Source organism: Candidatus Tisiphia endosymbiont of Metellina segmentata (genome assembly GCF_964030715.1).
Classification (GTDB): domain Bacteria; phylum Pseudomonadota; class Alphaproteobacteria; order Rickettsiales; family Rickettsiaceae; genus Tisiphia.
Genome location: NZ_OZ034919.1, coordinates 1,557,274 through 1,582,893, shown reverse-complemented (window position 1 = coordinate 1,582,893; position 25,620 = coordinate 1,557,274). Strand labels below are relative to the sequence as shown.

27 protein-coding genes and 2 pseudogenes are annotated in these 25,620 nt (G+C 32.3%); 5 read left to right on the top strand and 24 right to left on the bottom strand.

The window, feature by feature from the left end; all coding sequences use genetic code 11:
- Positions 1-5: 5 nt before the first annotated feature.
- Positions 6-1,188, bottom strand: a pseudogene (locus AAHM80_RS08160) (tetratricopeptide repeat protein).
- A gap of 10 nt (positions 1,189-1,198) precedes the next feature.
- Positions 1,199-1,894, bottom strand: coding sequence for a hypothetical protein (locus AAHM80_RS08155; protein ID WP_342259868.1), 696 nt, complete (start codon positions 1,892-1,894; stop codon positions 1,199-1,201).
- Positions 1,895-2,002: 108 nt separating this feature from the next.
- Here AAHM80_RS08155 and AAHM80_RS08150 point away from each other — a divergent pair, with 108 nt between their 5' ends.
- Entirely contained in the window at positions 2,003-2,503 is a 501-nt protein-coding gene (locus AAHM80_RS08150) for a helix-turn-helix domain-containing protein (RefSeq protein WP_342259385.1), read from the top strand.
- On the top strand, positions 2,497-3,057 hold the full coding sequence (locus AAHM80_RS08145) for an IS630 family transposase (RefSeq protein ID WP_342259405.1): 561 nt from the start codon (positions 2,497-2,499) through the stop codon (positions 3,055-3,057). The genes AAHM80_RS08150 and AAHM80_RS08145 overlap by 7 nt, the downstream gene beginning before the upstream one ends.
- A 14-nt stretch (positions 3,058-3,071) precedes the next feature.
- Here AAHM80_RS08145 and AAHM80_RS08140 read toward each other — a convergent pair.
- The 14 genes and pseudogenes from AAHM80_RS08140 to AAHM80_RS08075 form a co-directional block, all read right to left on the bottom strand.
- Positions 3,072-5,057: pseudogene (locus AAHM80_RS08140) on the bottom strand (conjugal transfer protein TraG N-terminal domain-containing protein); the annotation flags it as partial.
- A gap of 45 nt (positions 5,058-5,102) precedes the next feature.
- Positions 5,103-6,428 carry a conjugal transfer protein TraH gene (locus AAHM80_RS08135; protein WP_342259867.1) on the bottom strand — a complete coding sequence of 442 codons (1,326 nt, stop codon included), beginning with the start codon at positions 6,426-6,428 and terminating at the stop codon, positions 5,103-5,105.
- On the bottom strand, positions 6,397-7,281 hold the full coding sequence (locus AAHM80_RS08130) for a conjugal transfer protein TraF (protein ID WP_410521533.1): 885 nt from the start codon (positions 7,279-7,281) through the stop codon (positions 6,397-6,399). Before AAHM80_RS08130 ends, AAHM80_RS08135 begins: the two co-directional genes overlap by 32 nt.
- A gap of 2 nt (positions 7,282-7,283) precedes the next feature.
- Positions 7,284-7,844, bottom strand: a complete 561-nt coding sequence (locus tag AAHM80_RS08125) for an IS630 family transposase (RefSeq protein ID WP_342259729.1) — start codon at positions 7,842-7,844, stop codon at positions 7,284-7,286.
- Positions 7,838-8,338 carry a helix-turn-helix domain-containing protein gene (locus tag AAHM80_RS08120; protein ID WP_342259385.1) on the bottom strand — a complete coding sequence of 167 codons (501 nt, stop codon included), beginning with the start codon at positions 8,336-8,338 and terminating at the stop codon, positions 7,838-7,840. Before AAHM80_RS08120 ends, AAHM80_RS08125 begins: the two co-directional genes overlap by 7 nt.
- A 219-nt stretch (positions 8,339-8,557) precedes the next feature.
- Positions 8,558-9,049 carry an ATP F0F1 synthase subunit B gene (locus AAHM80_RS08115; RefSeq protein WP_342259865.1) on the bottom strand — a complete coding sequence of 164 codons (492 nt, stop codon included), beginning with the start codon at positions 9,047-9,049 and terminating at the stop codon, positions 8,558-8,560.
- Positions 9,049-9,528: an ATP F0F1 synthase subunit B' gene (locus AAHM80_RS08110; RefSeq protein WP_341748044.1), complete on the bottom strand. Its 480-nt coding sequence runs from the start codon at positions 9,526-9,528 to the stop codon at positions 9,049-9,051. The genes AAHM80_RS08115 and AAHM80_RS08110 overlap by 1 nt, the downstream gene beginning before the upstream one ends.
- Before the next feature lie 6 nt (positions 9,529-9,534).
- Complete coding sequence (locus tag AAHM80_RS08105) at positions 9,535-9,759, bottom strand: F0F1 ATP synthase subunit C (RefSeq protein ID WP_341748043.1); 225 nt, start codon at positions 9,757-9,759, stop codon at positions 9,535-9,537.
- A gap of 91 nt (positions 9,760-9,850) precedes the next feature.
- Complete coding sequence (locus AAHM80_RS08100; protein ID WP_342259864.1) at positions 9,851-10,579, bottom strand: F0F1 ATP synthase subunit A; 729 nt, start codon at positions 10,577-10,579, stop codon at positions 9,851-9,853.
- Positions 10,579-10,866, bottom strand: a complete 288-nt coding sequence (locus tag AAHM80_RS08095; RefSeq protein ID WP_342259863.1) for an AtpZ/AtpI family protein — start codon at positions 10,864-10,866, stop codon at positions 10,579-10,581. The genes AAHM80_RS08100 and AAHM80_RS08095 overlap by 1 nt, the downstream gene beginning before the upstream one ends.
- Before the next feature lie 212 nt (positions 10,867-11,078).
- Positions 11,079-12,275: a radical SAM family heme chaperone HemW gene (hemW, locus tag AAHM80_RS08090; protein ID WP_341751500.1), complete on the bottom strand. Its 1,197-nt coding sequence runs from the start codon at positions 12,273-12,275 to the stop codon at positions 11,079-11,081.
- A 552-nt stretch (positions 12,276-12,827) separates the two neighbouring features.
- Entirely contained in the window at positions 12,828-14,144 is a 1,317-nt protein-coding gene (locus AAHM80_RS08085) for a hypothetical protein (RefSeq protein ID WP_342259862.1), read from the bottom strand.
- A 37-nt stretch (positions 14,145-14,181) separates the two neighbouring features.
- Complete coding sequence (locus AAHM80_RS08080) at positions 14,182-15,123, bottom strand: IS110 family transposase (protein WP_342259457.1); 942 nt, start codon at positions 15,121-15,123, stop codon at positions 14,182-14,184.
- Positions 15,124-15,285: 162 nt separating this feature from the next.
- Positions 15,286-15,537: a hypothetical protein gene (locus tag AAHM80_RS08075; RefSeq protein WP_342259861.1), complete on the bottom strand. Its 252-nt coding sequence runs from the start codon at positions 15,535-15,537 to the stop codon at positions 15,286-15,288.
- Between the two features lie 233 nt (positions 15,538-15,770).
- On the opposite strand from AAHM80_RS08075, the gene AAHM80_RS08070 reads away from it, so the two are divergent.
- The 3 genes from AAHM80_RS08070 (at position 15,771) to AAHM80_RS08060 (ending at position 18,230) form a co-directional block, all read left to right on the top strand.
- The gene (locus AAHM80_RS08070; RefSeq protein ID WP_342259545.1) at positions 15,771-16,271 is read left to right on the top strand and encodes a helix-turn-helix domain-containing protein; all 501 of its coding nucleotides are present in this window, start codon (positions 15,771-15,773) and stop codon (positions 16,269-16,271) included.
- Positions 16,265-16,825 carry an IS630 family transposase gene (locus AAHM80_RS08065; RefSeq protein WP_342259405.1) on the top strand — a complete coding sequence of 187 codons (561 nt, stop codon included), beginning with the start codon at positions 16,265-16,267 and terminating at the stop codon, positions 16,823-16,825. Before AAHM80_RS08070 ends, AAHM80_RS08065 begins: the two co-directional genes overlap by 7 nt.
- Positions 16,826-16,958: 133 nt before the next feature.
- Positions 16,959-18,230 carry a conjugal transfer protein TraN gene (locus tag AAHM80_RS08060; protein ID WP_342259860.1) on the top strand — a complete coding sequence of 424 codons (1,272 nt, stop codon included), beginning with the start codon at positions 16,959-16,961 and terminating at the stop codon, positions 18,228-18,230.
- Positions 18,231-18,305: 75 nt separating this feature from the next.
- Here the strand turns inward: AAHM80_RS08060 and AAHM80_RS08055 are convergent, their stop codons facing one another.
- From AAHM80_RS08055 to AAHM80_RS08020, 8 genes are all read right to left on the bottom strand, one after another.
- Positions 18,306-18,866, bottom strand: a complete 561-nt coding sequence (locus AAHM80_RS08055) for an IS630 family transposase (RefSeq protein WP_342259384.1) — start codon at positions 18,864-18,866, stop codon at positions 18,306-18,308.
- Complete coding sequence (locus AAHM80_RS08050; protein WP_342259385.1) at positions 18,860-19,360, bottom strand: helix-turn-helix domain-containing protein; 501 nt, start codon at positions 19,358-19,360, stop codon at positions 18,860-18,862. Before AAHM80_RS08050 ends, AAHM80_RS08055 begins: the two co-directional genes overlap by 7 nt.
- Before the next feature lie 47 nt (positions 19,361-19,407).
- The gene (locus tag AAHM80_RS08045) at positions 19,408-19,833 is read right to left on the bottom strand and encodes a methyltransferase domain-containing protein (RefSeq protein ID WP_342259859.1); all 426 of its coding nucleotides are present in this window, start codon (positions 19,831-19,833) and stop codon (positions 19,408-19,410) included.
- A gap of 15 nt (positions 19,834-19,848) precedes the next feature.
- A complete protein-coding gene (locus tag AAHM80_RS08040) occupies positions 19,849-20,406 on the bottom strand; it encodes an NAD(P)H-dependent oxidoreductase (protein ID WP_342259858.1) in 558 nt (185 codons plus the stop codon).
- A gap of 230 nt (positions 20,407-20,636) precedes the next feature.
- Complete coding sequence (locus tag AAHM80_RS08035; protein WP_342259857.1) at positions 20,637-21,512, bottom strand: IS982 family transposase; 876 nt, start codon at positions 21,510-21,512, stop codon at positions 20,637-20,639.
- Between the two features lie 116 nt (positions 21,513-21,628).
- On the bottom strand, positions 21,629-22,663 hold the full coding sequence (locus tag AAHM80_RS08030) for an alcohol dehydrogenase catalytic domain-containing protein (RefSeq protein WP_342259856.1): 1,035 nt from the start codon (positions 22,661-22,663) through the stop codon (positions 21,629-21,631).
- A gap of 270 nt (positions 22,664-22,933) precedes the next feature.
- Positions 22,934-23,929 carry a hypothetical protein gene (locus AAHM80_RS08025; RefSeq protein WP_342259855.1) on the bottom strand — a complete coding sequence of 332 codons (996 nt, stop codon included), beginning with the start codon at positions 23,927-23,929 and terminating at the stop codon, positions 22,934-22,936.
- Between the two features lie 552 nt (positions 23,930-24,481).
- Positions 24,482-25,414: a HAMP domain-containing sensor histidine kinase gene (locus AAHM80_RS08020; protein ID WP_342259854.1), complete on the bottom strand. Its 933-nt coding sequence runs from the start codon at positions 25,412-25,414 to the stop codon at positions 24,482-24,484.
- Positions 25,415-25,620 lie beyond the last annotated feature (206 nt).

Here is a 25,620-nt window from a genome sequence, read left to right as displayed (position 1 = left end):
TCAGTTTATAAATTATCTTTTAATATCTTTAATTTTTGTTCAAATGCATCAGCCATACGATTGTTACCTAATTTCCTTAAACCTATAATTGTTTTTTCATATTCTTCTATAAGATTAGGTTTGTATTTAACAGCCAAGTTAAAATTTTTCTTAGCTTCCTGATGTTTTCTTAAATTGATTAAAGATATGCCTTTTGTCTAAATAGCTTTCGGCAAAATCAGCTTTATAATTAATAGCTAAATCGTAATTTTCTATTGCTTGTTGGTGTTTACCTAATTTTTCAAGAGTCATGCCTTTGTTATAATATGCTTGGACATAATTAGGATCATATTTAATAGCAAGATTATAATTTTCTATCGCCTCTTGGAATTTTCTCATATACATTAAAGATATTCCCTTGTTATTATATGCTTCTACACAATTAGGTTGGTATTTGATCGTTATATCACAAATTTTTATTGCCTCTTGAAATTGTCCTAAATATAACAAAGATACCCCTTTATTATTATAGGCATCTGCGTAATCTGGTTTATATTTAATAGCAAGATCATAATTTTCTATTGCTTTTTGATGTAGCCCTAAATACATTAAAGATATCCCTTTGTTATAATAAGCTTCTGGGTAATGTGGGTTATATTTAAGAGCAATATCAAAATTTTCTATCGCTTCATGATATTTCCCCAATATATTCAAAGAGTTCCCTTTATTATTATAGGCTTCTACAAAATTAGGTTTATATTTAATTGCTAAATTATACAGTAATATAGATTCTGTGTATTGACCTAATTCGTTAAAAGATACTCCTTTATTATTGTATGCCTCTGCAAAATTAGGCTCATATTTAAGAGCAATATCAAAATTTTTAATGGCTTCTTGATATTTTCCTAAATTATTTAAAGCCATTCCTTTATTGTTATAGGCTTGTGCATGGTTAGGTTTATGTTTTATAGCTATATCATAATTTTTAATGGCTTTTTGATATTGTCCTAGTTTAAAAAAAGACCGACCTATATTAAAATATTCTTCTGCTAAAATATTGGTATCTTTAATTTTATTTGACTTATCTAGCTCATTTTGTTGTTTTGTGTTAGTATTTTGATCCAACAACCTATCTGTTTCTGCAATAGCACTACTAGAAAGTATCAATGGTAAAACAATTAGGGTAACTAATTTTTTTATATTTATCATAAATTTATCCTCAATTATTTTCATCATCCTTTTTATATCTTGGTAGTTTTATATTACGTTTCTTGATAGCTTCTTGACTTATTCCAAGATTATCTGCTACTTGCTCAGCAGTTCTAACAATAGTCGAGTCTGGAGTGTCATTAAATTCATCCTGAATATTTTGAGTTCTATCTTGTATTTGATCAGGTAACTGATTAAGAGTTTTTACTTTTTCTCCTTCATATTCAGTTGTATTATTTATCAGCACTTGTTCTACACTCTTATCATAAATGTCATTTTCTCTATTATCAATAATAGCTTGATCATTTAATTGTTTGGTATTTTCATCAAAAGTTGATCGTAGCTCCTGTTTAGATGGAATATTACTACTACCAGCATAGCTTAAACTTTGAGGTATAATATTGTTAATTTTAGCTATATCTAAAGCTATTTGTTCTGCCTCGTGTTGATGAGTATTTGCCCATTTGGTCGCTTGTTCTTTGCTGGTAACTCCAGGAATATTTTTTGCTACTATGCTATCCAGTACTGGTTCATTTAAATTACGATCAATTGAAGCAGAGTTTTGTGATACATAATTGATATTATAGCTAAGCTGCTCCATATTTTGCTTGGTTCTAGCTATTTCTTGTCCAACAGATTGTTGCTCAGAGAAGTTGTTATTGAGATTATTAGTCAGTGATTGTACATCACTATTGGCATGACTCATCCTACCTTCTTTGCTAGCACTTTTAATTTTTGATAGTGCCTCATTATACCAATTGCAATAATTAACGCAGTGGTGTAAAATGGGTTTTTAACTGATAAAGGTACTCAAATGGCTAGGTTAATATTACCGCAAGGTTTTCATGGTCATGATTTTATAAAAATGATGAAACATGAGCCGCATGGTCGAAATCGTATACGTTTATTGGCGATGTATTACCTTCAATTAGGCAAATCTTTTAAAGCCATATCTGAAATAGTGAAGTCACACTGGAAAACTGTGCAATCATGGCTCAGAAGATTTAGGAATCATGGTTTTGAAGGATTATTTGAATCACAAAGAAGCGGTGCCCCTAGGAAGATTAACACTATACAAGAGTCTGCTCTTTTTGATAAAATCAATACGCTCAGTGAAAGTAAAACTGGTGGGTATATAACTGGAAAGGAGCTACATATCATGTTACTTGAGGAATATGGTGCTAAATGTACTTTAAAAACAGTCTACAATACTATGCACCGCCTTGGTTTTAGCTGGATTACTTCTCGTTCAATGCATCCAAAGTCAAATCAAGAGACTCAAAATACATATAAAAAAACTTCCCAGACATGCTAACAGAATTATTACCAAAAAATATCGATAGATGTAAAGTTGATATATGGTCTCAGGATGAAACTCGAGTTGGGCAACAAGGTAGCTTAACTCGTATATGGGCTAAGCGTGGCACTAGACCCCGTAAAGTTCGGCAACAGCAATTCATTTCAACATATATTTATGGAGCTGCTTGCCATGATACAGGAGAAGCTTTTGCATTAATTTTACCATATGCAAATACACAGGCAATGAATAAATTCTTAGAAGACCTTTCTCGCAGTATTCAAGGCAACCGACATATAGCTTTACTAACGGATAATGCAGGTTGGCACACAGCCAAAAAACTAACTGTGCCAAGCAATATCACTTTGATACCGCTTCCGCCCTATGCACCGGAACTTAATGCAATGGAACAAGTTTGGGCATGGATCAAAAATCATTTCTTGTCTAACCAATGTTATGGTGTATATGAAGATATCGTCACTATGGCTTGTTACGCTTGGAATCAATTTGCTCATAATGTAGATTTAGTAAAATCAATTATGTATAGAGACTGGATAAATACACCGTGTTAATTATTGCAATTGGTATTATATGATTGTTGTTGATTTACTGATTTTCCTTGATCTTGTTCTTTTTGGTTATTGGATGCAACTTTTACTCCTACACCTATGCCAACATTTCCACCTATACTTGCCTCTACACTAGTACTAGTTCCCTTTCTATTGTGATTCGCAGTATGCTCAGTAGCAGACTCGCTATCTGAATTCATTTGCTGCAGGGCTAAATACTGACTGTCAGTAATGCCCATGGATTTAGCTTCCTCATAACTTAATCTCTTACCTATCTCAGTTGCTAAAGATTCTCCTGTTGTTGTTAGATTATTGTATCTATCAGTTAATCCATCAAGATAGCTTTGTGAGTTGGTAAACTGACTTTGATAGCTATCTTGTAATAACTTAGAGGAGCGATAATTATTGACCAGTGAATCTACTGCCTCAGTAAGTATCTGTCTGCCACTATCGGTGCTGGTAACTCTCATACCACCATCATCAATAATACCTCCTGCCATTTGTAGAGTTGGAGTTAAACTCTGCTGAGCGATTGTTCTATTGCCGATATTATAGTTATCCATGGAAATATTATTATCAGCGATGTTTGCTCCTATGCCACTTGCCACTGATATTGGAGAAAATTGGTTAGCAAGCGTGGTAGTAGCGTGAACGCAACCCTTTAATACTGCCCAAGATAACATGGGGACGCAAGCAGCTAACATCTGGAAGGTAGCGTAACTATGCAAGATCATTTCAGAAAAACTTCCTTGGGATAAGATATTTAACCCAGTTAATCCACTAGAGCCAGATTTACCAGCTAAACTAATCATCCCCAAACAATGAATGATGGTAAAAAATACTGACCAGCTTGTTACCCATATTATTAAAATTATCCAAGTTTTTAATATGCTATAACCACCAGGCAGCATACTCATTGGAAATACTATAAAGATCATGCAGGTAACAAGTGCAAAAAATACTGACTGCAATATTGGCATAATACTTGCTGCCATTTCTCCTGCTACTAAATAGCTAAATGATTGTTGAAACAATCCACGAGTAGCATTCATACTAACTAATTGCGGATATATTCTAGCTAATGAAAACTTTTCCCGCCAATCATCATAGGATTCACGATTAGCATTTAATAACATTGCTTGTTTCATCCACTGATGAATATCTGTTTGTTCCTTCTTGAGATATTTCAGCGTATCGCCGGTCATAGCTTTTAATCTCTGATTTAACTGTTCTGGTCTGTCAGATTGCACCCCTATACTAGAGGCAAATTTAGTTAGTAATCCCTCATGTAACTCTTTATTAATAGCTGCCTTGATTAATGGCGTTACTTGCCTACAAGTTTTAAAACTAATAGCAGAATTACTTGGATCTTTATAATAAATACCAAAATTATTTGGCATATTTTGTTCTATAAAACCAATTATATCATTTGTTTTTTGTGCTGCTCCTTTTTTGCCTAAAATATTGCCGATAACATAAGGTTTCATAAAGCATTGTCGTAAAAACTCTTTACTATTAGTCAAAGTTATTGGATCTTCTATTTGGATATCTTTAATTTTACCTACAGCTTTAGCACCAAACATAATACCATTCTTTCTATTAGATAATCCCTCATCTGCAGGCAAAAGATGCTTTTCTAGCATCTCTGATAGAGAATAACTGATTTTTGATGCACTAGAGGCAAAAAAAGCAATGCCAATTGGAATATTATCAATTTTAACAGCAGCACTCATCGATACTTCATCTTTAAGCCAAACAGTAGCTTTTGGTGTAAATAGCAACACAAAAATAAAAAAAGATGGGAAAAACCACTCCATGGCAAAAATACCAATATTGCCCTTAAAAATAGCTCTAGTTGCAGCCCAAATACCTCCCAAGCTCAAAGCAAACTTACCTACTGGAGTAAAATATTCACTATCTGAAGCAAATACTCTACCTATGCCGTTAAATATATGCCATAATATATCTCCTCCACCAAATGTATGTATTACGTAATCTACCATTTTCTCTACTGTATCATAATTTCACTAAAATTTAATTTGAAAATTCTAGCTTCTTTCCTTAACCATTAGATGTTGTTCTATTAACCTGGCTCTTCTATCTATCTGATTGCTACTTGTCAACATATTACTCCATTTCTCTTGAGCAAAAATTTGTACTCTATCTAAAGATTTTAAATATTCTACTAAATGTTGATCTGCAACTTGCTTAGTTTGTAGCAGAGTTACTGCTTTACGTACTTCAGATATTATTTCTTTCAAATGCTGCAATAAACTATAACTGGCAATTAATTCTGATGAACTATCTAAAATAGTTATTCCTGAAATTGATTCTAAAGTAATATAATCATAAATAGGAAATGCTTCACCTATTGAGGACAAGAACATTATATCTATGTTGTTAAACTCACTATTACTGGCTAATTTGCTTTTTAGATCATCTAGCTTGGTTTTTGCTTTACCTTGATAAGATTGCTCTGGTAGAATACTAATATTCCGCTGTAATGTTGGATTCAAACAACTGCTATTATCACAAGTATAAATTGAAGCAGATTCTCCACCTTTAAGATGGGTAATCCAACTTTTCTCATCTTTTGCTAAAGAATCAAAAAAATAGACATTATTATCCTTGATGATAATAGTACCAGTCATCGACATAATTGAGCTACGCATATCTAGTGGAATGCCGGCTTTTTCTGCTGCTTTAATAAAGATATTATAGTTATTTAGCATTAATTCCGGATCTTTATTTTGCGCTTGTTGTAAGGCTTGTTTCTGCTCTAAGTCATTACGACATCTCTTACCAGCAGCAAAATAATCCATACCAGATTGTGCTTGCATATCTTTACAAACTGATTCACGCATGGCTGAATCTTTTGGCAGAATAGAAGCAAAAATCGCTTTAGTCATCTCGCAATCACCCTTAGCAAATTGATTCATTTCCATAGCTAAATTCCGTAAATCTTTTAAGGCATTCTCGATTTGTGGAGCAAATGTTTTTAGACCTAATGAAAATGCATAAGCCTTAGCCTGCGTGCCAATATTTTTCATCAACTGCACCAGTTCATCTCCTGAAATAATAGAGAAGCTGCCAAGGTAGGCATCTATGCCATTACAGCTCATGGTCAATGATGGTGGAGTCATGCTAATTGGGTTAAATGATGTTTTACTGGTACGCATCGATAATCCTCCTGCTGCATAATAACCAGCGGCTTGGTCTTGGTAAGAATCAGGCTTAGTAACGTTCACGCTCATCCCTTGAAACACATCTCCAATATTCCATGCCAAAGCAATTGGTACATGAATCAATAATATTGTGACTATTATACTAAAATATAAGCTGCTACTCATAGTTAAAGTGATATTTTTTATCATTATTTTCACTTTTTGCTAAATTTTGATAATGTAGATCAATAGTCACGATATTCTCAATAATCTTATCTTCCGAAATTATTCCTCTAGCTACCGGATATATTCTTTTACCACTACTATCAACCAAATATAATATTGGTACAATATTCTCAGGATTTAAAGCTCGTAATAATCCAGTATCTTTGCTAGTTTTAATATTCTGAAAATCCGTACCATTGTTAGAAACCAATAATAACTGAAAACCATATTTGCTAGCAAATGTTTGGACAATAGGAGCAAAAGACTGACAATAAGGGCAATTGTTACTCACCTGTAAAATCAAACCCCAATCTTTGGCTAAATTGATTAATTTGTTATTATTTACCTGTTCAGTTGCCTCCTGACATAATTTTTTATGTAAACTATTACTTGGTTCGTTGTTATTGAGTAAACTATGATCAATTAAAGTTGCTAATTGCCACATAGCAGCAAATTTTTGTGACTTCTCCATTATTATTTTTTGCCATTTTTGAGCCTTAATGACATTCTCTAAAGTTGGATTATCAAGTGCCTTACGCTCAGCATCGTTAAACTTTTGCTTTAACTCCTCTATTCTTTGGTCATAAGCTTGTTGTTTTTCTCCTGTTTCAGATGATAATTTTGACCTAGAATATGGTAATAATTTTGCTTTGATTATTTTCTGTTCATTATACCACAAAAACCCATGCGGTTCTTGCCACGGATTATTAGTAAAATTGCCTGTCTCTATTCTGCTCATATCGGTAGCTCTTTCCTTGCTAGTAACAGCAAATGATTCTGTTTGCCAATAATTGATTAAAATTAAAGCTGTTACTATGGTTATTATACCAATTGTAATAATTAACACGGTGTATTTATCCAGTCTCTATACATAATTGATTTTACTAAATCTACATTATGAGCAAATTGATTCCAAGCGTAACAAGCCATAGTGACGATATCTTCATATACACCATAACATTGGTTAGACAAGAAATGATTTTTGATCCATTCCCAAACTTGTTCCATTGCATTAAGTTCCGGTGCATAGGGCGGAAGCGGTATCAAAGTGATATTGCTTGGCACAGTTAGTTTTTTGGCTGTGTGCCAACCTGCATTATCCGTTAGTAAAGCTATATGTCGGTTGCCTTGAATACTGCGAGAAAGGTCTTCTAAGAATTTATTCATTGCCTGTGTATTTGCATATGGTAAAATTAATGCAAAAGCTTCTCCTGTATCATGGCAAGTAGCTCCATAAATATATGTTGAAATGAATTGCTGTTGCCGAACTTTACGGGGTCTAGTGCCACGCTTAGCCCATATACGAGTTAAGCTACCTTGTTGCCCAACTCGAGTTTCATCCTGAGACCATATATCAACTTTACATCTATCGATATTTTTTGATAATAATTCTGTTAGCATGTCTGGGAAGTTTTTTTATATGTATTTTGAGTCTCTTGATTTGACTTTGGATGCATTGAACGAGAAGTAATCCAGCTAAAACCAAGGCGGTGCATAGTATTGTAGACTGTTTTTAAAGTACATTTAGCACCATATTCCTCAAGTAACATGATATGTAGCTCCTTTCCAGTTATATACCCACCAGTTTTACTTTCACTGAGCGTATTGATTTTATCAAAAAGAGCAGACTCTTGTATAGTGTTAATCTTCCTAGGGGCACCGCTTCTTTGTGATTCAAATAATCCTTCAAAACCATGATTCCTAAATCTTCTGAGCCATGATTGCACAGTTTTCCAGTGTGACTTCACTATTTCAGATATGGCTTTAAAAGATTTGCCTAATTGAAGGTAATACATCGCCAATAAACGTATACGATTTCGACCATGCGGCTCATGTTTCATCATTTTTATAAAATCATGACCATGAAAACCTTGCGGTAATATTAACCTAGCCATTTGAGTACCTTTATCAGTTAAAAACCCATTTTACACCACTGCGTTAATTATTGCAATTGGTATTAAACTTCTCTGTTCATGCGGATACTTTATCATTTATTTTTCTCCTTTAATGTTAAAATGAGCTTATATATTCTGCTACTTTAAAGAATTGGAGTTTATAGTTATTATGCAAATTCAGGATAAGAATTAACTAATTCTTATCCTGAATTGGGTTTATTATATAAATTTTTTAGATACTGGATTTTCCATGAGTCTCTTAGCTATCTCACTATCTGATATGGAATCGTTTTTTGTAGATCGCATATAGATAGTTACTAATTCTACCATTTTATCACAAAACTCAGATTGTAGCATTTGAGAAGCTTCTAGCTTTTGTCTATTCATTAAATCTATAGTCTCAAGTTTTTTGCTTTCTAGAAACTTATCAATTTCTTCGTTTTGCTGCTTAATTATATTATTGGCAGTTTCTTTGCCATCTTTGATCATTTTTTCTCTTAAAACTTCAATCTGTTGTATTTGGGCTGTAGCATCTTCAAATAACAACGTCATATCTTCGTTAAGTTTTTGGGCTTCTAAAACTTGGTCTTTGATGGCCATAATTTTGTCATCTAACGATTTTAAAATTATATTTTTTATTGGTCTATAGACTAAATACACAAAAATTAGGAAACAGACGGCTAGCCAAAATTTTTCGTCAAACAATTGCATTATTTTATCTTTTTGTAAGATTCTTTTAATAACTCTAAATCAACTTCTTGATTAGTAATTTTTTGAATTAACAATTTTGCTAAATCGATGCATGAGTCATTTTCATTAATCCAAAATAATTTATTAGTTGTTTCTATATCATGACGATTATTGGCAATTTGTGCTTTCAACTCATTATGGAGTTGAATTTTTTTTGATAGAAGAGATGCTTCCATTGCATCCCTAGCTTCTTTTTTAATATTTTCCACTATATTTGATATCTCTGCTAGTGTATTTGCATATTGCTTATGCAAGTCATCAGCTTTTTCCCCAAGACTTTCTGCACTAGCAATATTGCTATCTATATAAGCTTGCCTATTCTCAAGAATCTTTTCAGTTAGCGGTGCAATGAACTTATGAACTAGAAGGTATAAGATACTAAAAACAACTACCAGCCAAAAGATTTGCGAACAATAAAAGGTAACATCAAATTGAGGCATAGTTACTTAAGAAAATATCAACAAAATTGCAATTACGAACGAGAATAAGCCCATAGCTTCCGTAAGTCCAGCTCCAATGAATGCCATTCTTTGTAATTGATCAGTAGCTGAAGGATTACGGGCAATTGAAGATAGCAATGCACTGAATATACTACCTACACCAATGGCCGCACCTGACATACCAATAGCCATTAATCCTACACCAATAAATTTTAGAGACGTTCCGTCCATATGTAAACTCCTAAATATAAAAAATTCTAGGTTCTTGCATATTACTGCATTTTTATCTATAAGACCATAAAAATGAAGTCATACGCAGAACCTAATGTGAATTTACAGCATCATTCAAGTATACACAAGAAAGAATTGTAAATATATAAGCTTGAAGTATTGCTATAAAAATTTCAAATCCAATAAGGATCACAATTAGTGGAATTGGCAAAAATTTAAAGAAAATCATTAATGAAACTATAAATCCTGCCATCACCTTTAGTAATATATGTCCTGCTACCATATTAGCAGCTAACCTTAAAGATAAACTTATAGGTCTTGCTAGATAGGCAAATAATTCTATCAAAATCATAAGTGGAGCTAACCAATATGGTGTACCTTTAGGCAAAAATATTGATAAAAAATGTATACCGTGATTAATAAAACCGATAATGGTAACCATAAAAAATATCATAATTGCTAAGGCAAATGTTACTATAATATGGCTAGTAACAGTGAACCCGTAAGGAAGCATGCCGAGCAAGTTACATAACAAAATAAACATAAACAAAGTAAAAATGAACGGTATAAACTTACGTCCCTTTTCTCCAACATTTTGATTGAGCATCACTGTAATTATATCATAAATTATTTCAGCACTAAGCTGTAATCTAGATGGTATAATTTTTTTGCCTTTTAAGGCTAAATAAAAATAGGAGAGGTATATAACTCCAGCAAGCAACATAAACAAACTAGAGTTAGTAAAACTAATATCGAAACCAAATAAATTAATTTCTACTAGTTTCTTTATTGCAAATTGATCTAAGGGACTATGGGACATTATTTCTTATTTAGTTTTTGCCAAATTATTTTAAAACCTGCAAGCATACCTATCAACAAAAATATTATAATACAAAATGGTTTAGAATTAAACAATTTATCTAATGTAAAACCAACAATAAACCCCAGCATCACACTAGAAAACAAATCTAACGCTATAGCCAACGCATCAATTTCTTTTTTTGGATTAAGTTTAGGGTGAAAATGATTATTTGTTCGATTATTTGTTTTAAGTTTCTTAATCCTTTTTTGTATCTTATCTAACTCTTTCTCTTTTTGTTCCAACATATACATTAATACAAAGAAGTCTATTTAAACCTCAATTTCGGATTAATGAAATTAATCCGAAATTGGAATGAGAATGTAAACAATCAGGCTTAAAGCGGTTTGACACCTGACTGTTAAATATTTCATTTACTAATAATAGATTAAAATGCATTCGTAGAATCGCTTCAAGAATGCATTTTTCTGATATTCTAGCCAGTTTTGGATTAAAAATTTTAATCCAAAACTGAGGTTTTAAATAACCTTGGCACTATATAGCTATGTAACATTAGACCTTTGTTCGTAAGATTAATATGACCTTTATCACCTAATCCCTCATCCCACCTAAGTAAACCTAGCTTTTTATAGTATGTTGCCTTTTCCATATCTAAAATCTCAAATAATTGTTTACCAATTCTTTTCTGTATACTATCAATAGTTAAACCCTTTTCAAGACGTAGTCCCATCATCAACATTTCTGCAATTATTTCTTGCATAGAAAGTTTATTAATCTGCTGAATACCACATCCTAAACTGTCAACAGCTTGTAACCATTTTTCTGGTTTATGCCACATCATAATACTATATAGATTAGATGTAAAATTACTATCACACATGTTAACCCTGCTGTGGCTACCCGGACCTACACCTAAATAGTTGTCATATTGCCAATATGTTAAGTTATGTTTACATTCATGACCTAATATAGCATAATTTGATATTTCATATCTAAGATATCCTTGGGACTTTAAATAGCAGTTAGTCCACTCATAATGGTCAGCTGCTTGATCTGAGTTTGGTATAGTCAGATTTCCCTCGTTAAACAATTTATAAAATAACGTACCCTTTTCGATTACTAGTTGATACAGTGAGATATGACCTGAGGCAAGTTTCATGGCATTGGTAAGTTCATCTTGCCAACTTTCTAGAGTTTGGTTACTTCTTGCATAAATTAAGTCAAAAGATATTCTAGGGAAAAGATGGCGAGCTGTCTCAATAGCTTTGATTGCTTGCCCTACATCATGTTGTCGTCCTAAACTCTTTAAGTCATCTTCCACTAGAGACTGGACGCCAATTGACACACGGTTTATTCCAGCTGATCTAAAGTCCCTAAATTTTTCAGTCTCAAATGAAGTGGGATTTGCTTCTAAAGTAATTTCTGTCTGCTCATCTATTGTTGCTAGATTTGCTATTTTTTTAATTATTCCTTCAACAACAAATGGCTTCATTAAAGATGGAGTTCCACCTCCAAAGAAAATAGATTTTATATATTTATGACCTATAATATCCTTGAAATGATCAAGCTCTAGTTCATAACATTTCAACCATGTATCATGATCTACTTTATCTACAACATGAGAATTAAAATCACAATACGGACATTTTGACAAACAAAATGGCCAGTGTATATATATTGATAAAGGATTTTTCATGTTTATGCTTAGTTGAAAATTACTTCAGCTCATCTTTTACTATCACTACTTCCAAACCCTTTATTTAGGTATATTACCATACGTAAACAATAGTAGCATGTTAGCATCGGTATGTTCTTTGAGAGGTGGATAGGTGATCAGATCATAAGATTGTACATCTACTTTAACCGGTAAGTTACTGTCATTACTTCACCATTCTTAATCAAATTAGCGGCAATAGCTACCTTAAGTACGGTATCTAGGGTAATGGTTGATAGTATCACCCCCTTATATTCTAGGTAGTCTTTAAATAACCTGAATTCGATGTAACAAGTTACATCGAATTCAGTGTTATATATAGAAACAATCAGGTTTGAAGCAGCTGCCCACCTGATTGTTAAAATATAACACTCCATTCAATATGTGATTTTAATTATTATCATCATTGGATTCAAAACAAAATAGCAGAAATTGGTAAATTATCTGAGGTCATTTCCATGTTCTTTGTCACCTAATTCAATTTGATGTACCATATTTCATAACTATTTTATTAAACGATCGACATATTCGATATTATGGTAGATATTCATCAAATAGATCTTGTAACCAGTTTCCTGATAGACTAACTTCAGAAATATCAGGCTGAGGTGGAACAAAGCTAGAATTATCACGAGTTTGAAATTGTAAATTTTCAATAGGCCGTTTTGGTGATATGCCTTCTTCTCTTTGGTATTCAACCGCGTCTTTCCATTTTTCTGCTACTAATGCCGCAAACTCTGAATGTATTGTTGCAACATCTTGTTTACATTCAAAGCCTACACCTTCGACTTTTATGCTGTATCCCTTATCGCTCAATTTATAGTCTTTTAATACTTTATTGACCTCTCGTTGTGTTGCAATAGTTTGTCGCTCAATATATGGATTATTAGTTTCAAATAGAATGACAAACTCTTTTTTATCTCCATATTGACCATCAATAATACGCTCAACTAACTTTCTTGCAGCGTCACGGGCTGTACTAGTAGTGTTAGGTCTTTGGTATTGCTCTGCTAATGTATCGACTATAGTAATGGTTTTACTATCATTTAATAGATAAGTAGTAAGTAAATCTTGGGACATTAAAGTTTCTGTTAATTTTCGACTTTCTCCTTCTGCATAATTAGGATACACTCTACCAGGAAAATATCCTGGGGGACATTCCTCTTTTGTCTTATATTGGATAAATGGAGATGATTCGTTCAATCTGATACCATGTCGTGCAGCTAAACCTTTTATATATTCTTTACCTTCTGTCACACGAGCTAGATCCTCTCCTATAGGCAGAGAAATATCCAATGTATCTAAGTCAGTTTTTGTTTTATAAGCTTCAAGCAATTTATCACGTACTATAGGCGTAATTCCATCAATATTAGCCCATAATTCTCGTGCTCCTGTTAATATTGCTGTTTCTCCGTTCACTTTAATATTACATTTTGATAATATATTAAGGTAATCTATTATCCGAGCCATTACGCCTATACGAGATGCCCCGGCAATCCAAGCAGTGTCATAGTCCTGATCTTCTGGAGTTTCGCGATCAATTAGACGTAGTACTTTAGCACCAGCTAAATATTCTTTCTCATACTTTTTCATCCAGTCTTGGGAAGATAGCTCATTACGTTCCTGACCAGGTTTACGACCGAAAGCATTCTGAGAAATATAGAAAAGGAAATCCATGATATCTTGTTCATCTAATCCTGTTCCTTTTCCAAGGTTTTTACGTAATATTTTAGCATTAAATTTGCTAGGATCACTTTGATCAGCTTTAGATTTTTTTATTGCAGGATATATCTGTTTAAAAGTTATTACAGAATCCTTTACTCCTAGACGATTAATATCCTGCCATAGCAATTATCTTTTATCTAAATTTTATAAAAATAGATAAATATTATTTAATAACAAAAACACGTTTTTGTTGAATAAGTTTATGGCACACTTCAAGTAACTTACGCATACAAGCAACTATCGCAACTTTCTTAGGTTTAAAATTATTAACAAGCCTATCATATAAAATTTTTAAATATTGGAAACCATTCTTACCAGCTAATACTGCCATGTATAAAGCATCTCTAGGTATTTTCCTGCCTCCTCGAATAAATCTTCGTCCTTGCTTATTACCACTATCACGAGCATATGGAGCTATACCAACAATTGATGACAATTCATTGCTACTATAATTTTTATCCCCTAATTCAGGTACAAAACTAATTAGTTTTGTAGCTAAACATTTACCAATACCAGGTACAGTCTCTAATATTTTTACCTTCTCTTTTAACTCTTCTGACTCATCTATTGTTTTGTTTAACTTTTTATCAAGCTCAGCTATTTCATTCTGTAAAAATTTAATGAGCTTTTCTATACTCTCTTTATCAATACCATCAATGCTATGATGTAGTCTTTTCTTTTCATTGCTAAGCATTAATACTAAATCTTCTCGTCTTTGTTGACATCTCTTCAAAGTCTCTGATTCAACTTGATATATATAATTCGCTGAAAGCTGCATCTTATCCGCATAATATGCTAATTTAAATGCATCCTTCCTATCAGTTTTACACAAATTCACCGATTTACTAAAAGAATTAAAACTATATGTATTGACCTTATGTATTTGTTGGTTATTATTATCCAGCTTTTGACAAATCTCAGCTTCGTATCCTCCAGTAGGTTCACATATTATTAGCTTAATCTCTTGCTCTTTTGCTAATTTAATCATCTCTTCATGACCAGCTGCATCATTGGCAAAACGATGATATTTAGGTTTATCTCTTGTATTATATACACATATATCAAGCCAGTTTTTACTTACGTCTAGACCTATTATTTTATTCATGATATAATCTCCTTCTTCTTATTGTGCAAGGCTGCTCTTTTTAAGACCACCTTCTGCAATTTGTTCAAGGTAAACTACCAAAAAGAGGGTACTTATTCTCTTAGCGACTATTTTAGTCAAGGTCTATTCAAGTCACCCTCTTTAATTACTTATAACACATTCTTAAGATATAAGCTTTTCCGGATGAAAATATCCTGCGATTTGAAGTTGCTTTAATAAGGCTTCTTGATGTTCTGATGCACTTCTTATACCTTGACCTGCTTTTTTATAACCTGTAAAACCCAATTTAGTTGCAGCTAATTCGAAATGAGATGGTTTTGTAGACTTTGTATATCCATCATAAGTAAAATAAGTAGTAGGAAACAAAACCCCGACAACAGCAGGTATTAGCCTGTAAAAAGTATGTTTTGCCATATTTACCCTTTTGGTTAGAATTTATATTAATTTCTTAAGTTAAAGTATCTCACTTGTCAAACGTATTTTTAGGGCAGTTTAAAAAACCCAACTTTAACCTATGTCTATAATTGTTAAAATTTTCTCTAGTTTCAGTATTAAAATCATGTTTTTAGCAAAATATTAATTTAATACCAATTGCAATAATTAACGCAGTGGTGTAAAATGGGTTTTTACCTGATAAAGGTACTCAAATGGCTAGGTTAATATTACCGCAAGGTTTTCATGGTCATGATTTTATAAAAATGATGAAACATGAGCCGCATGGTCGAAATCGTATACGTTTATTGGCGATGTATTACCTTCAATTAGGCAAATCTTTTAAAGCCATATCTGAAATAGTGAAGTCACACTGGAAAACTGTGCAATCATGGCTCAGAAGATTTAGGAATCATGGTTTTGAAGGATTATTTGAATCACAAAGAAGCGGTGCCCCTAGGAAGATTAACACTATACAAGAGTCTACTCTTTTTGATAAAATCAATACGCTCAGTGAAAGTAAAACTGGTGGGTATATAACTGGAAAGGAGCTACATATCATGTTACTTGAGGAATATGGTGCTAAATGTACTTTAAAAACAGTCTACAATACTATGCACCGCCTTGGTTTTAGCTGGATTACTTCTCGTTCAATGCATCCAAAGTCAAATCAAGAGACTCAAAATACATATAAAAAAACTTCCCAGACATGCTAACAGAATTATTACCAAAAAATATCGATAGATGTAAAGTTGATATATGGTCTCAGGATGAAACTCGAGTTGGGCAACAAGGTAGCTTAACTCGTATATGGGCTAAGCGTGGCACTAGACCCCGTAAAGTTCGGCAACAGCAATTCATTTCAACATATATTTATGGAGCTGCTTGCCATGATACAGGAGAAGCTTTTGCATTAATTTTACCATATGCAAATACACAGGCAATGAATAAATTCTTAGAAGACCTTTCTCGCAGTATTCAAGGCAACCGACATATAGCTTTACTAACGGATAATGCAGGTTGGCACACAGCCAAAAAACTAACTGTGCCAAGCAATATCACTTTGATACCGCTTCCGCCCTATGCACCGGAACTTAATGCAATGGAACAAGTTTGGGCATGGATCAAAAATCATTTCTTGTCTAACCAATGTTATGGTGTATATGAAGATATCGTCACTATGGCTTGTTACGCTTGGAATCAATTTGCTCATAATGTAGATTTAGTAAAATCAATTATGTATAGAGACTGGATAAATACACCGTGTTAATTATTGCAATTGGTATAAGACTAAAATCAATAAGAGTTGCAAGGAAGGTGTTGAGTTTGAGATAGATATCATCAAACAATTAGTCGTAGAATGTGGATTATTTGAAGGATGGGGAGAGTGGCAAGATCGAAGTATGCCGATAAGCGAGGATGATATTGATGATACTTGGACTGAACTAAAAACTAAGGAATATTACTACGATAAAGATAATTGGTGGAGAGCACAATATCAGAGAATAAGGGAAGAAGATGGTAATGTACAACAACAATTAAGAGCGATGATTGCAACTTGGCAACATACTTTACTCGAAAATATTGGTGAGATAAAAGTTGGCTATAGTGATAAGGAGAGAAGTCTGTTGTTTCATCGTATAACCATACCTACTGCTACGACACTTAATTATAAGTATCGAGAAAAAATAAAAGAATTTAAAGAAAAAGGCGAATATTGGCAAGTTATTAATGAGGAGTTAGAACAAGTTGTAGAAGCAAATGAGTGCCATGAAATAAGCCGAAGATGTCTTGAAAGTGGCAATAAGACATTTTTTGATAAATATATTATAAGCCGCCCATGTTGGAAGGAACAAATTAGCTATCAATGTTACTCTGAACCACAAGATGGTTGTAAACATTTAAAATCCCAAGGATGCCAATTAGAAAATAGTAATTGTTTAAAAAGAACAGGCAATATCTGCTTATTATGGCAAAAAAATTACACATGTTTTGGAGAGAAGAAGAGTTTAAGCTCTTCTTTGGCAGGTGGCACGATGTTTTGTCTTGGTGGAGATTGTCATACGCCAACAATTGAGCAAAATAATGATATATCAAATGTTGGTTATTTAGCCATGTTAAATGAGATAAAGAAAGATATGCAAACTAATCCAATTTATGTCTTTCAAGGAGAATCAAATAGTTGTCGGAAAAATATTGTTAATTTCCTTAATTGTTGTTCATCGATGAAAGGTTGGGGAAAAGATTTGGGACTAGCTAGATGCAAAGCAGGAGAGAAAGCTCTTGCCTTGAAAAGAGGGAAAGGACAATGCCATTTTATTGGCACTTACTGCAGTGAGCGAGATCCAATATTTAAGAAATGTTTAACTAAAAAATCCACCTATTGTTGTTTTAATTCCAAGCTGGCACGGGTTTTTCAAGAGCAAGGAAGAAATCAATTAGGAATTAGTTTTGGCTCAAGCGAATATCCAAATTGTCGTGGATTTACCGTAGATGAATTACGTCGAGTCGATTTTTCAAAATTTGATTTAGAAGAATTATTTGCTGATTTGCTGCTCGAGGCTAAAAATAAGATGGGCAAGAGTTTTCCAAAACAACTAAATAATCAAATGCCAGTAATCCAGAAGCAAATACCGGTTAATAGTAGGAATAATAACCATAATTTATCATATTGAGGGACTAAAGTGAGGAACTAAAGTAATGAGTAATAATGTGTGTAACAATAAGTCGAGTAATACCAATTGCAATAATTAACACGGTGTATTTATCCAGTCTCTATACATAATTGATTTTACTAAATCTACATTATGAGCAAATTGATTCCAAGCGTAACAAGCCATAGTGACGATATCTTCATATACACCATAACATTGGTTAGACAAGAAATGATTTTTGATCCATTCCCAAACTTGTTCCATTGCATTAAGTTCCGGTGCATAGGGCGGAAGCGGTATCAAAGTGATATTGCTTGGCACAGTTAGTTTTTTGGCTGTGTGCCAACCTGCATTATCCGTTAGTAAAGCTATATGTCGGTTGCCTTGAATACTGCGAGAAAGGTCTTCTAAGAATTTATTCATTGCCTGTGTATTTGCATATGGTAAAATTAATGCAAAAGCTTCTCCTGTATCATGGCAAGCAGCTCCATAAATATATGTTGAAATGAATTGCTGTTGCCGAACTTTACGGGGTCTAGTGCCACGCTTAGCCCATATACGAGTTAAGCTACCTTGTTGCCCAACTCGAGTTTCATCCTGAGACCATATATCAACTTTACATCTATCGATATTTTTTGGTAATAATTCTGTTAGCATGTCTGGGAAGTTTTTTTATATGTATTTTGAGTCTCTTGATTTGACTTTGGATGCATTGAACGAGAAGTAATCCAGCTAAAACCAAGGCGGTGCATAGTATTGTAGACTGTTTTTAAAGTACATTTAGCACCATATTCCTCAAGTAACATGATATGTAGCTCCTTTCCAGTTATATACCCACCAGTTTTACTTTCACTGAGCGTATTGATTTTATCAAAAAGAGCAGACTCTTGTATAGTGTTAATCTTCCTAGGGGCACCGCTTCTTTGTGATTCAAATAATCCTTCAAAACCATGATTCCTAAATCTTCTGAGCCATGATTGCACAGTTTTCCAGTGTGACTTCACTATTTCAGATATGGCTTTAAAAGATTTGCCTAATTGAAGGTAATACATCGCCAATAAACGTATACGATTTCGACCATGCGGCTCATGTTTCATCATTTTTATAAAATCATGACCATGAAAACCTTGCGGTAATATTAACCTAGCCATTTGAGTACCTTTATCAGGTAAAAACCCATTTTACACCACTGCGTTAATTATTGCAATTGGTATAATACACGAGAAGCTAAAATAGATTCTATACTTGCTGGTTCTAAATTAAGATTTAACACATCTCCTGGTTTAAGTTGAATAAATTGATGATATTTGTGTGCAATATTTTTTTTAAAAAAATCTAGATGTTTAGCGTCAAGATCATTTACTATCATTTTAGCACCTGCTAAAACTGCCTCACGAGCCGTTAAACCATATGCAGCACCCACTTCTAAATTCCACCCATTACGAGAACTGGCAAAAACAATAAATTCCTTACTATATTCATCTTCTGGTCCTATTGCCCAACCCATTTTATTAAGTGTTTCAAACCTTCCTTCTATAGTTTCTTTAAGTTCTTCGATTCCTCCATATGTATGGAAAAAAGAGAATATTATTATACATAAGGTAATAAACTTGATATTCTTCATCTAAGCCTCCATTAATTATATTTTTTGTTCTATTAGATTATTGCATAAAATTTTTATTTTATTTTTTAAATTCGTATTAAGCTCTCCTGTTATACTGAAATCTTTTGGGCTACACATAACAAAACTAGGAAGCAAATAATATCCTAATACTAAATGCAGATAATTTAATGAAGACAAACCAGATAAATAACTTTTTGAACTACCCATAGCTCCCATAAAAGCTAGTACTCGTGTATTGTTAGTATCTGAGTTATTTTGATGTTCTATGCTTAATAAATCTATAAAGTTCTTAAAAGAAGCATTAATATCATAATTGTATATTGGAGAAGCGATAATAATTTTCTGTGCGGTGTAAAAGTGATCGAGTAATTTGCGTACAGTTGGATGTGTTAACATATTCTTGGTACCATCACAGAATGGTAACTGGTATTTACGCATATCAATTAATTCTGTATTAACGTTAAGTGAGCTCAAATAATCATCAGCACTTTTTAATAATAAATAACTTCTACTATTAGGGTTAAGACTAAAACTAAATAATAGAACTTTTTTATTGATGCCTAAATTATTCATAGACCAAATTTCTTAACGTTAACATATACAGTGTCATGATGTATTTCATTTAGGGAACTGCAACCAGCTAATAGCATAGTTTCTATTAATTCTTGTCTAAGAATATTTAATGCTTTTTCATCCAAACTACCTGATGAGATAAATGCAAAAACATCCTATGGTAGCATAGTCTTGGCTTTTTCATAAAAAGATTTAATACTTATAAATTCATCAAGCATAATAATGCGAGTTTAGGATAAGAGTGCATGCTGATTAACAGAAATAACTGATTTTAAGCTAAGTTTTTTAATAGCATATCCTACAACACAAGCCAAAATATGGACTAAAAAATTAACAGGCGATCTATTCATTGAATGCTCTAGACACATGTTATTTTTTAGTACATTGAATACTGATTCAATTAGAGTTCTCTTTTTTAACATTTCTTTATCTTCTATTTCAAGTAAATGTTTCTTCATATCTTTGCGAATACTAGTCAATAAACGTAAGCTTTTTGCTAAAAGTTTGTTAAATAGCTCCTTTGATATATAAGCCTTGTCACCAAATAATTTACCTTCTAATCCTTGAGTCATAGATAAAACACTAGAGATATCACTTCGGTTTCCTTTAGTAATTTTAACTGCCATTATCTCTCCTTTACTGTTAATAATTAAATGTAATTTAAATCCCATAAACCATCCATAGCTACTCATACCAATCCTAGCAATTCTACCAAATACTTTATTACTTTTTGTCCGTTTATCATGACAAATTGCTGATTTAGTAGAGTCAATGAAATATATCCCTGTATCTTCTCCTCTTAATAATTGCATTAATAATGCTAATGGCAATATTAGTTTAGGCCATAACTGAATTATTCGACTATAACTTGGAAGAGTAAAATAACCTCTATATTTATACGATAAATGGTATAAATAATAATTTTTAAAATCTTTGCAGGGAGATAAATAAAAATATATTACTATAGTTAATAATTCACAAAGGTCTAAACTTCCTTGTCTATGGCGTTTACTATTACAAAGTAGTAACTTCTTATCTTCCCATTCTTGATAAATTTCACAAAAATTAGCTATTAAATAATATACTGTTGTGATACATTTCTTCATGTTGAGTTATCTTGATTTTACTTAAAAAAATTCTTATAACTCAACTTCTTTTTTTTGAAAACCCTTTTCTTATTATTATTCCAAACAATCCTTATCCTAAACTCGCGTTAATAATCCTAATCTATACTTAAAATAACTTTGCCAGCCTTTCCAGACATAATTTTTTCAAATCCCTGTTGAAAATCCTTAAGTTTATATTCATGTGTTATAATAGACTCTATGTTTAGTTTGTTTTGTAACAAAGAGAAGGATTTTACCCAAGATTCTTTATTTCTACCATAAATGCCTTTTAAATTCACACCCTTAAAGATAAGATTATTTATGTCAAGAGACGTTAGTGTACTAAATATTCCAAAAAGAATTATCTGCCCATTAGGAGAAATATATTTCACTAAATTCTGCAATCCTTCACTAGAACCTGATACTTCAAAGCCAAAATCAAATTCTTTTTCTTGTAAAATATAATCTAACCATTCATCTTTTTTTTCACTAACTTGATTCAAATTAATTACTAAATCTGCCCCTAAATCTTTTGCAATTTGTAATCGATAAATATTGTAATCAATCATTACTATAGTATTGTTACCTGAATGTTTTAATATAGAAGTTAACATTAAGCCAATAGGACCAGCTCCAATAATCAAGATTGATGCATTTTTTATGCTAAAACTCTGTATGCAATGTACTGCATTTCCTAGTGGGTCCAAAAGAGCAAGTATTCTATGATCTATATCACTAGTTTCATTCAATTTAACAATATTTTGTTGTGGTATTAATACATATTGTGCAAATGCACCATCCACATGGATTCCTATGTTGCGTGATTTTACACATAAGTGTTTATAACCTTTAAGACAAATTGAACATTTCTGACAGTAACCATGACACTCAGCTGTTACCAAATCTCCAATTTCTATTCCAGTTATATCTGTACCTTTTTCAATAATATTCCCTACAAATTCGTGTCCTAATGTTGTTCCTAAAGGTATCTCTTTTTGAGCCCACTCTGTCCATTTATATATGCTTACATCCGTTCCACAAATAGCTGCATATTTTACTTTTACCAATACATCATTACTCCCTACTTTTGGTATGGGTTTATTTTGGATAGAGACCCCTAATCTATTATGTGATTTAACTAGAGCTTGCATTTTCCACAAATTTTAAATTTAAAATATTTCGAATTTCTATATCTCGACTTGGTCTCCAAATTATTGAATCAAGAACATAGTGATGAAATCCAACCCCCCAAAAGAAAGCTGCAGCAATATAAAAAGTAAATTCGTTGATATTAATAAAGTTCAATGATGCTCTGGGTAAGGTAGAAATAAAGTTAAAACCTATAGCAAGAATTATAAATAAGAAGAGATTTTTTGTAAGTTTAAATGCCCATCCATATTGCAACTCATTAGAATACTTATTTAAATTATGGAAGCGTACAATAGCGTGATATTGTACGTTATGAAAAACGGTAATGCATGCATATGCAGATATGAAAGTGGTAGTGATAAAATAAAATTGTGAGTAAATAATACAGCAAAAAGAAGTATAAATTTTGGATAACAATATTTTATTTGTATTTCACTGAAAATAGTATACATAATGTATGATACTATTGTAGTTAAGAAAATTAACCTTGTTGTATATGTAATTATTAGCATACTGTCGTGTAACCCAAAGAAAAGAAAAACTATTACAGAACAAGCGGCTAACAAAAATATCCAGGCTAAATTAAAAAAAATCTTCTCAAAATTTTTGATTGCTTTATATGAAACATATAGTTTTAAAATTACGTTAAAACAAAAAATTGCTAACAGCATTTTAACTAATAACAACCAATCTGATCGAGAAATGCCATCTGCTAATTTTTCTGCCAAGCCAAAAGGGACATAGTGATAAGTATTATGATAAAAAAATGCATAAACAGTACCAGACCATAGTAGGATACTATCCAAAAACACTTGTGTTTTACTTGTTATTTTTGCCTTACGGTTATATATACTAACAAATCCCCAATGTTGGCGAATTAAATGATAATATGCATATAATATTCCAAATCTATTAAATACTAGGAATGCGGCTCTATACTGTTCTTCTGTTGCAATACAATAAAAAAATAACATATATAGAGGACCTGCTATAAATAACACAAGGCTACCAACTAATAAGTCTATATTTTTTGTTCGAAAATCTTTGTCAAAGTATGTTCGTGAGTAAGTTGCAAATGCATGCGTGCCATCAAAAATCACTGTCCATAAGAAGTAAATTACCAACGAAGATGTGACTATTGTAAAACCTAATAGATTATTAAGTCCATAGTAAATAGCTAAAAAAAGATAACATATCATGACAGATCCAGTAATCCATACAGAATCATGTACTTTACTCATTACCCATATTGATCTAGTATCTTTCATTTTTTACTCCTAACAATACATTTTAATACACTAATCAGTTTCACTCATCTTCACTTTATTGTCCTTAACTTTCTAAAAATTTGATAAAATAACTGATGTTGCCATGAACACATTAGTCAAATAACTTCATATTTAATTTAACTCTATTACAATTAAGAAATCAACTATTAAATAAGCATTAATCTTTTATATTTTAATTTATATACTGGTAATAATACAAAACTTACGCTATTTTTACAACAAGTGGCTTAGTACTGGGATATTATTAAAATTCCCTACTATAAAAAATGGCTTTTAGTCAAGGTTTTTAGTCATATTTGAGATAACATAGCGTAAGTTTTGTTTAAATTTTGGTTATATTGTTAGATTAAACTAATTATACGTAAATTATTAATTAAGGACAAATAATGTTCTAATTAATCAGCCAATCCCGGAATATTTTGCATACATCCCTGATCCTGTACGTCAATTGCACACTCTAACTTTACAAAAAATTTATTCCACACTCAACCTTTTATGCACCTTGCAACACATTCCGGGATTTGCTGCTAATTAATTAGCTAACAATTTCACCGGTACTTGACAGGTAATAGTTGTACTCTTGCCCTCTTTGCTGGTTATTGTAATCTCACCATCCATCTCATTGATAAGTTGTTTGACAAATGTTAGTCCTAAGCCTAATCCCTTATTATATTTAGCAGCTGTATTTGCATTATCTAATTCTTTACGCATATCTTGCTGTTTTCCCTCAACGATACCAACCCCTGTATCATGCACAATAATTTGTAACATCTTATCTCGTGCATTATTTGTGCCATTTAAAGGTGGAAATAAACCAACTGTCACAATAACATGACCTTCTTTAGTAAATTTAATAGCATTACCCACTAATTGATCCAATACTGCCTGCAATCTAGAATGATCTCCAATGATATCATCTGCCATATCATATTGAAAATTACAGGAAAGATTTAATCCTTTACTTATCGATGCTGGCTTGGCTTTAGTGATCGTTTTATTGACTAATTCTTTTATGTTAAATTTTTCTAGAGTTATCGTCGGTGCTGCAGCATTCTGCCTTAAAAAGGCTAGAACATGATGAGAATAATCAAGTAATATTTCAGCACAATCTACTATAGTTTTTAGATAATGCTTTCTCTCTGTATCTTGCTCTACTTCATACAGAACGGTTATTAAAGCAAAAATTCCACTGCAAGGTATTTCTATACTATGACCAATATTACGAATTAAATCCATTCTTATTAATTCATCTATTTTAAGTTTATTTTGTGTTTCTTGCAATTCTAGTTGTATTTCTCTATATCTAATAATATCAGCATAATTTCCTTGTGGAGCTATTTGACCAGCTTGATCTGATGGTATTAATGTGACAGTTGTGGGAGCTAGCTGTAAAATCCAGTTTTTTTCTATAGAATTTTCTATTTTATTGTTATCTTGTTGTTGATTTTCATTATTAATTGTCATAGCATACCTCTTACCGTTTTCGGTTATGAAAATAGGGGACACAGAGGTTAAAGGATTAAAATTGATAGTTTTATTTAACCTCTGTGTTTGACACTACACCACGTAGCATCATTCACACAGATATCACCACTATTCCTGGAAGTACAGAGGATTTTTCAAGCTTTTTGACAGATTTTTGCACAATATAATAAACAGCTGCATAAATG